At 72.8% G+C, this 11,359-nt stretch carries 12 protein-coding genes; 9 read left to right on the plus strand and 3 right to left on the minus strand.

All coding sequences use genetic code 11. The features are described 5' to 3' along the window. The first annotated feature begins 84 nt into the window (after nucleotides 1-84). Together P3T27_RS14655 and P3T27_RS14660 are read left to right on the plus strand one after the other, a co-directional pair. Complete coding sequence (locus P3T27_RS14655; RefSeq protein ID WP_280678350.1) at nucleotides 85-1,242, plus strand: GAF domain-containing sensor histidine kinase; 1,158 nt, start codon at nucleotides 85-87, stop codon at nucleotides 1,240-1,242. Then, a complete protein-coding gene (locus P3T27_RS14660) occupies nucleotides 1,235-1,894 on the plus strand; it encodes a response regulator transcription factor (protein ID WP_280678291.1) in 660 nt (219 codons plus the stop codon). Before P3T27_RS14655 ends, P3T27_RS14660 begins: the two co-directional genes overlap by 8 nt. A 15-nt stretch (nucleotides 1,895-1,909) precedes the next feature. On the opposite strand, the gene P3T27_RS14665 is transcribed toward P3T27_RS14660, so the two are convergent. Beyond that, on the minus strand, nucleotides 1,910-2,713 hold the full coding sequence (locus tag P3T27_RS14665) for a hypothetical protein (RefSeq protein WP_280678293.1): 804 nt from the start codon (nucleotides 2,711-2,713) through the stop codon (nucleotides 1,910-1,912). Between the two features lie 148 nt (nucleotides 2,714-2,861). Here P3T27_RS14665 and P3T27_RS14670 point away from each other — a divergent pair, with 148 nt between their 5' ends. The 6 genes from P3T27_RS14670 (at nucleotide 2,862) to P3T27_RS14695 (ending at nucleotide 8,700) form a co-directional block, all read left to right on the plus strand. Continuing rightward, nucleotides 2,862-3,653 carry an ABC transporter ATP-binding protein gene (locus P3T27_RS14670; protein ID WP_280678295.1) on the plus strand — a complete coding sequence of 264 codons (792 nt, stop codon included), beginning with the start codon at nucleotides 2,862-2,864 and terminating at the stop codon, nucleotides 3,651-3,653. Between the two features lie 142 nt (nucleotides 3,654-3,795). After that, a complete protein-coding gene (locus tag P3T27_RS14675; RefSeq protein WP_280678352.1) occupies nucleotides 3,796-4,206 on the plus strand; it encodes an NfeD family protein in 411 nt (136 codons plus the stop codon). A 10-nt stretch (nucleotides 4,207-4,216) separates the two neighbouring features. Next, the gene (locus P3T27_RS14680) at nucleotides 4,217-5,260 is read left to right on the plus strand and encodes an SPFH domain-containing protein (RefSeq protein ID WP_280678297.1); all 1,044 of its coding nucleotides are present in this window, start codon (nucleotides 4,217-4,219) and stop codon (nucleotides 5,258-5,260) included. A gap of 177 nt (nucleotides 5,261-5,437) precedes the next feature. After that, entirely contained in the window at nucleotides 5,438-6,196 is a 759-nt protein-coding gene (locus P3T27_RS14685) for a sulfite exporter TauE/SafE family protein (RefSeq protein ID WP_280678299.1), read from the plus strand. Nucleotides 6,197-6,308: 112 nt separating this feature from the next. Then, a complete protein-coding gene (locus P3T27_RS14690) occupies nucleotides 6,309-6,614 on the plus strand; it encodes a 4a-hydroxytetrahydrobiopterin dehydratase (RefSeq protein ID WP_280678301.1) in 306 nt (101 codons plus the stop codon). A gap of 94 nt (nucleotides 6,615-6,708) precedes the next feature. Then, nucleotides 6,709-8,700 (plus strand): PQQ-binding-like beta-propeller repeat protein, encoded by a 1,992-nt coding sequence (locus tag P3T27_RS14695; protein ID WP_280678303.1) that lies wholly within the window; start codon nucleotides 6,709-6,711, stop codon nucleotides 8,698-8,700. A gap of 128 nt (nucleotides 8,701-8,828) precedes the next feature. Here P3T27_RS14695 and P3T27_RS14700 read toward each other — a convergent pair whose 3' ends face one another. Next, nucleotides 8,829-9,371 (minus strand): HNH endonuclease, encoded by a 543-nt coding sequence (locus P3T27_RS14700; RefSeq protein ID WP_280678305.1) that lies wholly within the window; start codon nucleotides 9,369-9,371, stop codon nucleotides 8,829-8,831. Between the two features lie 293 nt (nucleotides 9,372-9,664). Between P3T27_RS14700 and tyrS the strand changes: the two genes are divergently transcribed. After that, complete coding sequence (gene tyrS / locus P3T27_RS14705; protein ID WP_280678354.1) at nucleotides 9,665-10,936, plus strand: tyrosine--tRNA ligase; 1,272 nt, start codon at nucleotides 9,665-9,667, stop codon at nucleotides 10,934-10,936. Between the two features lie 188 nt (nucleotides 10,937-11,124). Here the strand turns inward: tyrS and P3T27_RS14710 are convergent. Beyond that, nucleotides 11,125-11,359 (minus strand): hypothetical protein (locus P3T27_RS14710; RefSeq protein WP_280678307.1); only part of this gene is annotated, 235 nt, incomplete at its 5' end.

Consider the following 11,359-nt stretch of genomic DNA (forward strand, 5'->3'; position numbering starts at 1 on the left):
TAGTTTGGCGGTATGCCCAGCACGCCCAACGGTCACCTGAGCCCGGCCGGCCCGCACCTCGACCACATCAGCCCGGCCCGCCCGATGCCTGGCTGCGACCCCTGCCTGGCCGGCATCGAGGCCGTCAGCCAGGCGCTGCTCGCGATGAGCCGGCACCTGGAGGTCCGCGAGGTGCTGCGCCGCATCACCGCCTCCGCCCGCGACCTCCTCGGCGCCGAGTACGCGGCCCTGGGAGTGCCCGACGACCACGGCGGCTTCGCCCAGTTCGTCGTCGACGGCGTCACCGACGAGCAGTGGCGGGCGATCGGCCCGCTGCCCCGCCAGCACGGCGTGCTCGCCAAGATGCTGCACGAGACCGGCCCCACCCGGCTCGCCGACGTCCGCAAGGCCCCGGCCTTCGGCGGCTGGCCGGCCGCCCACCCCGAGATGGACGCCTTCCTCGGCATGCCGATCCTGGACACCGACGCCGCCGAGGACGAACCGCAGGTCACCGGCGTCATCTTCCTCGCCAACAAGCGCGGCGGCGGCCTGTTCACCGACCACGACGAGGAACTGCTGCGGATACTCGCCGCGCACGCCGCCCTCGCCCTGTCCAACGCCCGCCTGTACGAGCGCAGCCGCGAACTCACCCTGGCCGGCGAACGCGCCCGCATCGCCCACGACCTGCACGACGCCGTCTCGCAGAAGCTCTTCTCGCTGCGGCTCACCGCCAAGGCCGCAGCCACGCTCGTCGACCGCGACCCGGCCCGGGCCCGCGCCGAACTCGCCGAGGTCGCCCGGCTCGCGGCCGAGGCCGCCGACGAACTGCGCGCCGTCGTCGTCGAGCTGCGCCCCGCCGCGCTGGAGGAGGACGGGCTGAGCGCCACCCTCGCCTCCCAGGTGCAGGTCCTGGACCGGGCCCACACCGCGGACGTCGCCTTCGCCGCCGACCAGGTCCGCGCCCTGCCGCCCGCGCAGGAGGCCGCCCTGCTGCGGGTCGCCCAGGAGGCGCTGCACAACGCGCTGCGCCACTCCGGCGCCGGCCGCGTCACCGTCACCCTGGCCGGCACGCCCGCGCGCGGCGCCGTCCTGCGGGTGCGCGACGACGGGCACGGCTTCGACCCCGAGTCCGTCCGCCGGGCGGGCCGCCACCTCGGCCTGGCCTCGATGCGCGACCGCGCGGCCGCCGTCGGCGGCACGCTCACCCTGGAGTCCGCCCCCGGCCGGGGGACGCTCGTCGAGATGGAGGTCCCCGGTGCCTGACAGCACGCCGTCGATCCGTGTCCTGCTGGTGGACGACCATCAGGTGGTCCGCCGCGGGCTGCGCACGTTCCTGGAGGTCCAGGACGACATCGAGGTGGTCGGCGAGGCCGCCGACGGGGCGGAGGGCGTCGACCGCGCCCGCGAGCTCGACCCCGACGTCGTGCTGATGGACCTCAAGATGCCCGGCGTCGACGGCATCGAGGCACTGCGCACGCTCAAGGGGGAGGGCAGCCGGGCCCGGATCCTGATCGTGACCAGCTTCACCGAGCACCGCACGATGGTCCCCGCGCTGCGGGCCGGCGCCGCCGGGTACGTCTACAAGGACGTCGACCCGGAGGCGCTGGCCGGCGCGATCCGCTCGGTGCACGCCGGCCACGTCCTGCTCCAGCCGGAACTGGCCGAGGCGCTGCTCGCCGACGACGGCCCGCGCGCCCCGCAGGGCCGCGGCGGCACCCTCACCGAACGCGAGCGCGAGGTCCTCGGCCACATCGCCGACGGCCGCTCCAACCGGGAGATCGCCCGCAGCCTGCACCTGTCGGAGAAGACGGTGAAGACCCACGTCTCCAACATCCTGATGAAGCTGGACCTCGCGGACCGCACCCAGGCGGCGCTGTGGGCCGTCCGCAACGGCGAGGCCCGGGGGGACGGCTGACCGGTCCTGGCACGGCTAGCGTTCCTCGCGCTCGTCGACCAGCGCGTTGTACGCCGCCACCTGTGCCCGCCGGGCGGTGCGCCGCAGCGGCGCCAGCACCGACTGCCGCGCCGCCATCTCGGAGGCGCTGACCGCCGCGCCGTGCCCGCCCGCGGCGATGTCCAGCAGCGCCGACACCTGCCGGGCCGACTCCAGCACCCGCACGGCGCGCGGCGGGTACCCCGGCGCCAGCAGCTCGACGTGCCCGCGCCTGCGGTACGCCTCCAGCGCCCGCAGCGCCTCCGGCCCGGCGCCCGCCACGTCCAGCCGGGTCAGCAGGACGGTCGCCTCGCGCAGCCCGTCGGCCAGCTCCCGTTCGGCCTCCTGCAGCGACGGGGCGTCGGCCGGCGGTGTGTCGTTGATCTCAAGGCAGCGCCACAGCACCGTCGCCGAGCGGTCCCCGGCCGGGCCGAACACCGTCACCTCCGGCACCAGCCCGAGCGGGACGCCCACCGCCAGCACCGCCTCGCCGGCGCCCATCGCGAGCTCGTTGAACCGCGCCGGGCCGGTCAGCCCGAGCGGGTGCCCGGCGGACGGCAGAGCCAGCCGCAGGCCCTTCACGCCCAGCACCCGCAGCCGTCCCAACGCCCAGGTGAGGCCGTGCCGCTCGCCCGGCTCGTCCCCGGGCAGACCGGTCACCCGGTGGCTCTCGTCGTCGCCCAGAACGGCCGCGGCGGCGTTGTCGGGCGGCACCAGACCGGCCAGCAGGGCGTTGCCCCACGCGGTCAGCCGCCCCGAACGGGGTTCTTCGTACGGATTGTCGGCAGGAGTCGCGAGCATCCGGCCAGCCTACGGAATCGGCGGTCATCCGCGTGGCGTAGGTTTGCCCATGCGTGTGCGGCGCACCCACCCCGTGCCCACCGGCTGCCGGAGTAGGCTCGCCGCCCGCACCGACGGCCGAGATTCTTGTATTGGGGAAGGCGTAGGCATGAGCGACGTGCTGGAGCTGGTGGACGTATCCGTGGTCCGGGAAGGGCGCGCGCTGGTCGACCAGGTCTCGTGGTCCATCTCCGAGGGGGAGCGCTGGGTCATCCTCGGCCCCAACGGCGCCGGGAAGACCACGCTGCTGCAGATCGCCGCCACCTACCTGTTCCCGACCGCGGGCAAGGTGTCGGTGCTGGGCGAGAAGCTGGGCGAGGTCGACGTCTTCGAACTGCGCTCCCGGATCGGGCTGGCCGGCGCCGCCATGTTCGACAAGCTGCCGGCCGAGCAGACCGTGCTGCAGACCGTGCTGACCGCCGCCTACGGCATGACGGTCAGCTGGCAGGAGACCTACGAGCAGTCCGACGAGTCCCGCGCGCTCGCGCTGCTCGACCGGCTCGGCATGTCCAACCTCACCGGCCGCAAGTTCGGCACCCTCTCCGAGGGCGAGCGCAAGCGCACCCTGATCGCCCGCGCCCTGATGACCGACCCCGAGCTGCTGCTGCTCGACGAGCCGGCGGCCGGCCTGGACCTCGGCGGCCGCGAGGACCTGGTCCGCCGGCTCGGCGCACTCGCCCAGGACGAGTTCGCCCCGGCGATGGCGATGGTCACCCACCACGTCGAGGAGATCGCGCCGGGCTTCACCCACGTCCTGATGATCCGCCAGGGCAAGGTGCTCACCGCCGGTCCGATCGACACCGAGCTGACCGCCCGTAACCTCTCCAAGTGCTTCGGCCTGCCGCTCACCCTGGAGCGCCACGGGGACCGCTGGTCGGCGCAGGGCCTGCCGCTGGGCTGAGCCCCCGCCGCCCCTCCGTACGCCACGCCCGCCGGGTCTCCGGAGACCGGTCGCACGTGCGACCGGTTTCCGCCCCTCGACCTGCGGGAACTGTCCGCCTCGAAGGCCCTTCGCTCCCTAGGATGGACACGTGGACAGCTGGATCTGGTGGCTCCTGGCCGCCGTCGGGCTCGGCATACCGCTGGTGCTGACCGCGATGCCGGAGTTCGCCATGTTCGCGGTCGGTGCGCTGGCGGCCGCCGGCGTGGCCGGGCTGGGGGCGGGAGCGGTCTGGCAGACCCTGACCTTCATCGCGGTCTCGGTCTCGCTGCTGGTCGTCGTCCGCCCGATCGCCTACCGGCAGCTGCGGCAGGGCCCGCACATCAAGATGGGCATCGAGGCGCTCCAGGGCGCCACCGCGGTCGTCGCGGAAACAGTCGACGGGGAGGGCGGACGGATCAAGCTGAACGGCGAGATCTGGTCGGCCCGCGCGCTCCACCCGGACAGCGTGTACCAACCGGGACAGCAGGTCGACGTCGTCGAAATCCAGGGCGCGACCGCCCTGGTCATCTAGGGGAGAGTCCGTGGAACCCGTCCTTATCGTCCTGGTCGTCCTGGTCGTGGTGGCCTTCATCGCGTTGATCAAGACGATCCAGGTCATCCCGCAGGCCAGCGCCGCGATCGTGGAGCGCTTCGGCCGCTACACCCGGACGCTCAACGCAGGGCTGAACATCGTCGTCCCGTTCATCGACCGGGTCCGCAACCGGATCGACCTGCGCGAGCAGGTCGTGCCGTTCCCGCCGCAGCCGGTGATCACCCAGGACAACCTGGTCGTCAACATCGACACGGTGATCTACTACCAGGTCACCGACCCGCGCGCGGCCACCTACGAGGTCGCGAGCTACATCCAGGCCATCGAGCAGCTGACCGTCACCACGCTGCGCAACATCATCGGCTCGATGGACCTCGAATCCACCCTGACCTCGCGCGAGGTCATCAACGCCGGCCTGCGCGGCGTCCTGGACGAGGCCACCGGCAAGTGGGGCATCCGGGTCAACCGCGTCGAGCTGAAGGCGATCGAGCCGCCGACCTCCATCCAGGACTCGATGGAGAAGCAGATGCGCGCCGACCGTGACAAGCGCGCCGCGATCCTCACCGCCGAGGGCCAGCGGCAGGCCCAGATCCTCAAGGCCGAGGGTGAGAAGCAGGCCGACGTCCTGCGGGCCGAGGGTGAGGCGCAGGCCGCGGTGCTGCGCGCCGACGGTGAGGCGGCCGCGATCCGGACGGTCTTCGAGGCCATCCACGACGGCGACGCCGACCAGAAGCTGCTCGCCTACCAGTACCTGCAGACCCTGCCCGAGCTGGCCAAGGGCGACTCCAACAAGCTCTGGATCATCCCCAGCGAGGTCGGCGACGCCCTCAAGGGCCTCGGCGGCGCGTTCGGCGGACTGACCGGCAACGCCAACGGCGGTGCGGTCGCCGCCCCGAGCATCCCGCCCGCGGCCCCCGCGGCCACCCAGGTGCCGCTCGACCCGGCGGCCGGCCCGCGCCCGGTGGACACCGAGAAGGGTGCCGCCCGCCCCCGGGTGGACCCGGCCCGCGAGTACCGCAAGATCGACCCGGAGTGACCGGCTGAGCCTCTTCCGGGCCGGGGCCGGTCCGTGAAGGCGCTCCCAGGGGCCTGCCACCGTACGGTGGCAGGCCCCTGGTGCTGTGGCGTACGTCCCGAATCGTGGGCGGCCCTGGTCCGGCCGGTCGGCCGTCCGGCATGATCCCCCGGACAGGACCGAGAGGAGAGGTGACCCATGACGCTCTGGGAAGCGATCGCCGTCCTGGTGGCGGGCGTCGGCGCCGGGATGATCAACGTGATCGTCGGCTCCGGCACGCTGATCACGTTCCCGGTGCTGCTCGCCGTCGGCCTTCCACCGGTCACCGCCAACGTCTCCAACTCCTTCGGCCTGGTGCCCGGTTCGCTCAGCGGCGTGATCGGCTACCGCCGCGAGCTGGCCGGGCAGGGGCGTCGACTGCTGCGCCTGGGCACCGCCTCGTTGCTGGGCGGACTGGTCGGGGCGCTGCTGCTGATCAGGCTGCCGAGCGGCGCCTTCGACGCGATCGTCCCGGTGCTGATCCTGCTCGCCCTCGTCCTGGTGGTGGTCCAGCCCCGGGTCGCCAAGGCGGTCGCCGCCCGCCGCCGCCCCGACGGGGACCCGGACGGCAGCTGGGTGCTGCTCGTCGGGGTCTTCCTCACCGGCATCTACGGCGGCTACTTCGGCGCCGCGCAGGGCGTCCTGCTGATGGCGCTCATGGGCATGCTGCTCCAGGAGGACCTGCAGCGGATCAACGCCGTGAAGAACGCCCTGGCGATGATCGTCAACAGCGTCGCCGCGCTCTTCTTCCTGTTCACCTCCACCGTCGACTGGGCGGCCGCCGGGCTGATCGCGGCCGGCTCGCTGGTCGGTGGCATGGTCGGGGCCAAGGTCGGCCGCCGCCTCCCGCCGACCGCGCTGCGCGGGATCATCGTGGTGGTCGGTCTCGTCGCCGTCACCAAGCTGCTGATGAGCTGAGCATCCGTCAGGAGGTGGTCCGCGCGGGGCTGTGTCGCCCGCTGCGGGCGGCCCCGGCTCGGTATGTTCCTCGGGGTACAGGCCTGACCGGACGACGAACGGAAGCGCTTCGATGAGCAGCAGGGCACGGCTGAGCGAGGACGAGATCACGGCGGCCCTGGCGGCGCTGCCGCAGTGGACCCGGGAGGGCGACAGCATCGCCCGCAGTGCCGCCGCCCCCGACTTCCCGGCGGCGATCCGGGTGGTCGTCGCCGTCGCCGAGCGGGCCGAGGCGCTCGACCACCACCCCGACATCGACATCCGCTGGCGCAACCTGCGCTTCGTCCTCTCCACCCACAGCGCGGGCGGGCTCACCGGCCTGGACTTCGGCCTGGCCGCCCGGATCGACGAGGCGCTGCGCGCCGAGTCCGCGGGCTGAGCTGCGGGCCGACCGAGGCCGGGGTGGCGCGCTCCGACGGGCGTGAGATGCTGACTGCCGCACATTGGCAGGCGGCTCGGGAGGGACGGAACGGATGGCGCAGGAGCCCTTCGGAGACGCCCAGCAGCAGCCGTGGTACCCCCAGGGCCAGCACGGCCAGCACGGCCAGCAGGTCTGGTTGGGCGGCGGGTACCACGAGGCGCAGTCGCAGTCGGAGCCGCAGCAGCCGCAGCAGTTGTCGCAGCAGGAGTACTGGCAGACGACGGCGGGCTACGGCCAGAGCGCGTACGGGGACGGCGGGTACGGGCAGACCCTGCAGTACGGGCAGGGCGAGTACGGCCAGACCGGGTACGTGCAGGGCGGCCATGTCCAGGGCGGCTACGCCGAGGAGCAGCACCGGGCGTACCACCAGTACCCGGAGCAGTTCGCGGACCAGTCCGCGGAGCAGTTCGCGGCCTACGGGCAGCAGCCGTACGAGCCGTACGCCGTCCCGCAGCAGCCCGCGGGGGAGGGGCTGTACGTTCCGGCGGGGGCGGAGTACTCGGCCGACGGGTACGTGCACATCGAGGACGCGGAGCCCGTTGCGGCGGAACCGCCCACGGAGTCCGAGCCGGAGCCGGAGGCCGAACCCGTCGCGTCGTCGCGGGCCGCCGCCCGGCGGGGTGGCTCCCCCAAGGCCGGTTCCTCGAAGGCCAACTCCTCGAAGGTCGGTTCCTCGCAGGCCGGCTCCTCGCTCTCGGCCAAGGCCCGGGCCGCCGCCGGAGCCGTGCTCTCCGGCGAGCACGTGCCCAGTCGGCGGACCCTGCTGGTGCGCACCGGTGCCGGGGTGGCCGCGTTGGGCGTGCTGATCACGGCCGGTCTGATGGTCGGTGCCGAGGGCGGCGGGACGGCGGCCGCCGACAGCGGTGGGGAGCCGGGTTTCGCCGTCGCGCACACCAGGGTCTGGTCCGCCCAGCCCGCCGCGGCCGGCCAGGCGGGCGACGACACGCTGGTCGGCAGCTGGCTGCTGGCCGACGCGGTGGTCCGGGCCGACGCCGCCGGCGTGCGCGCCTACGACCTGGCGGCGGGCAAGCCCGTCTGGTCGGTCGAGCCGCCGGCCGCCGGGGCCGTCCCGTGCGGGCTGTCGGCGGGTGTGAACCAGGCCGGGCTGGGCGCGGTGCTGTTCCGGGCCCAGGCCGACCCGAAGAGCCCGTGCACCCTGGTCGCCGCGGTGGACACCAAGACCGGCAAGACCGCGTGGACGAAGACCGTCTCGGATACCAAGGGCGCCTACGGCGCGCGGATCGGCGTCACCGAGGACAAGGTGATCGCGGTCGGCGACGACCGGGCCGTCGCCTGGGAGGCCGCGGACGGCAAGGACGTCTGGCAGTACACCGGGCAGGGCAAGTTCTGCACGCTGTCCGGCGGCGTCACCGGCAAGACCGTGCTGGTCGCCTCCTCCTGCGCCGACTCGACCCCCACCGACCAGGCCGTCGCACTGAACACGGCGGACGGCAAGGTCGCCTGGTGGCGCGGCCTGAACAACCGGCCGAAGACGGTGACCGTCCTCTCCGCCGAGCCCTCCGTCGTCCTCACCACGGGCGAGAAGCCCGCGGACGACCGGGTGTTCGCCTGGGGAGCGGGCGGCGACCCGGCCGCCGAGATCCCGGTGGTCGGCGACGGCGGCCGGTTGGACGTCGGCCACGGCACGTTCTCGGCCACTCCCGAGGTGTTCTTCCGGGACCGCACGATGGTCACCACGCTCGTCCCGGCGAACGGCGGCGGACCGGTCGTGGCGGTCGGTTACGACCTCGACACCGGCAAGCAGCGCTGGAAGGCGCCGACCGCCGCCAAGGGCACCGTCCGGGCGGTCGGCGTCGACGGCGGCGCGCTGGTGCTCGCCGCCGACGAACGCCGCGACCAGCCCGCCCGCCTCAGCCGGTTCCCGCTGGCCGGTGGGCAGGAGGCGACCGGCGGAAACTTCCCGCCGGGCACCGGCTCGCTGCTGGTCTCCGGACGGGTGCTGATCGGCGGTGGCCGGGTGGTCGTGATACCCGAGCACTCGGCCAACTACGGCACGGCGGCGGGCTACCAGGCGAAGGGCTAGCCCCGGCCCCGTCGCCCGCGGCCGGCCTCGCCGCCCCTGCCAGCCTCGCCGCCCCTGCCCGTCCCGTCGCACGCGTCGCCGGGCTCGCCCGCGGGCCAGCGGGCTCGCCGTCGACTCCGGAGGGCTGCTCACGCTGCGGGGAGGGCCGCCGGAGCGGACTGGCCCGGAACGGGCGGCAGCCAGTCGGCCAGCTCCCGGGCCTCCGAGCCGCGCAGACCGAGCGCCAGCATCAGGGTGGCCTGCGGCGTCGGCACGAACGGCCGGCGCAGCAGCTTCATCCCGGCCTGCTCCGGCGTCCGGTCCGCCTTGCGCTGGTTGTCCTCCGCGCACGCGGCCACGGTGTTCAGCCAGCTGTCCTCCCCACCGCGCGACCTGGGGTGCAGGTGGTCCACCGTGGTGGCCCGCCGCCCGCAGTACGCGCACAGGTGCTGGTCCCGGGCCAGGACACCCCGCCGCGACCACGGCGCCTGTTGTCGGAACGGCACCCGTACGTAGCGTTGCAGTCTGATCACCCGCGGCACCGGGACGCTGACGCCCGTCCCCCGGATCGTGCGCAGCGGATGCGCCTGCTCCACCACCGCCTTGTCCTGGAGCACCAGGACGACGGCGCGCTGGAGCGACACCGTCGTCAGGGGCTCGTAGCTCGCGTTCAGCACCAGCGTGTTGCGCACTTGGCACACCCTTCCCGCGGGCGTGCCACGGCGGCACGACCGTCTCCACACACGTCACTGCCGCCGCACGGCGGTGACACCACTCTGAACGGGCCCGTAGCCGACGAACAACGGAATTTCCGGTATCGGGGAGGCACCCGGAGGGGACGAGGGAGGAGCCCGGCACGATGCCTCGGGGAAAACCTGCTGGCCCCGACCGCGTAGGCTCTACCACGCTGGAGTCGTTCCGACCCGGGGCCCGACAGAACCGGGCCGCCACCGGCCGGGCGCCCGATCGAAGGAGAAGCGTGACCGTGACGGACATCGTCGACGAGCTGCAGTGGCGTGGGCTGATCGCCCTGTCCACTGACGAGGACGCACTGCGCAAGGCGTTCGCGGACGGCCCGGTCACGTTCTATTGCGGCTTCGACCCGACGGCCCCCAGCCTGCACCTCGGCAACCTCGTGCAGATCCTCACCATGCGCCGCATCCAGCAGGCGGGGAACCTCCCGCTCGGCCTGGTCGGCGGCGCCACCGGCCTGATCGGCGACCCGAAGCCCACCGCCGAGCGTGTCCTCAACGACCCAGCGACGGTGGCCGGCTGGGTCGAGCGCCTGCGCGGCCAGATCTCGCGCTTCCTCGACTTCGAGGGTCCCTACGCGGCGCGCATGGTGAACAACCTGGACTGGACCTCCGGGATGTCGGCCATCAGCCTGCTGCGCGACGTGGGCAAGTACTTCCGCGTCAACAACATGATCGCGAAGGAGGCCGTCGCCCGACGGCTCAACTCCGACGCGGGCATCAGCTACACCGAGTTCAGCTACCAGATCCTGCAGGGCATGGACTACCTGGAGCTGAACCGCCGCTACGGCTGCACCCTGCAGACCGGTGGCAGCGACCAGTGGGGCAACCTGACCGCCGGCACGGACCTGATCCGCAAGGCCGACGGCAAGTCCGTCCACGCGCTGGCCACACCGCTGATCGTCAAGGCCGACGGCACCAAGTTCGGCAAGACCGAGTCCGGCACGGTCTGGCTCGACCCCGAGCTGACCACCCCGTACGCCTTCTACCAGTTCTGGCTGAACGCGGACGACCGGGACGTCCCCAACTTCCTGCGGATCTTCAGCTTCCGCTCGAAGGAGGAGATCGAGGAGCTGGAGCGCGAGACCACCGAGCGCCCTGCCGCCCGCCTCGCCCAGCGCGCCCTCGCCGAGGAGCTCACCACCCTCGTCCACGGCGCCGAGCAGTACGAGCGCGCGGTCGCCGCGTCCAAGGCGCTGTTCGGCCAGGGCGACCTCGCCGACCTGGAGGCCCCGACCCTGGCCGCCGCCCTGGCCGAGGTCCCGAAGGCCGAGGTGTCCGAACTCCAGCCGGTGGTCGACCTGTTGGTCGCCGTCGGCCTGGCGCCGAGCCGCTCGGCCGCCCGTCGGACGATCAAGGAGGGCGGCGCGTACCTCAACAACGTCAAGGTGACGGACGAGGAGGCAGTGCCGGCCGAGGCTGACCTGCTGCACGGCCGCTGGCTCGTACTGCGTCGCGGCAAGCGCAACCTGGCGGCGGCGGAGCTGGTTCCGGCTACGGCGTGACCGAAACACGACGCCGCTGAACTGCGGCTTCGACCGCCGAGGGCGGGATCCAGCCGGATCCCGCCCTCGGCGTTTGACGATGTCGTCCGGGTGGCCTAGTGTTGAACGAGTCGCTGAAGCGGCCACCCCACTCTGCGAGACCCACTCTCACCTCGACGCCCATTCACTTGGGTCTGTTGGCGTCCCCGTCAACCGTGGTGAATGTGAATTTCGGTAAACATCCGGAATGCGCTAATGTGGAGGGCGTTGCGGAAAGCGAACCTGACCAGTTCGGGAAATCGGATGAATGAAACTCCGGAAAACGGAGCGGAAAACATCTGGTAAGCTGGAAACACGAAAGAACGAAGCGCCCGGAGGGCCCGCTGGAAGGCGGTCCGAAGGAAGTGTCCGTTCCTTGAGAACTCAACAGCGTGCCAAAAGTCA

Source organism: Kitasatospora sp. MAA19 (genome assembly GCF_029894125.1).
In the GTDB taxonomy this organism is placed as follows: Bacteria; Actinomycetota; Actinomycetes; order Streptomycetales; family Streptomycetaceae; genus Kitasatospora.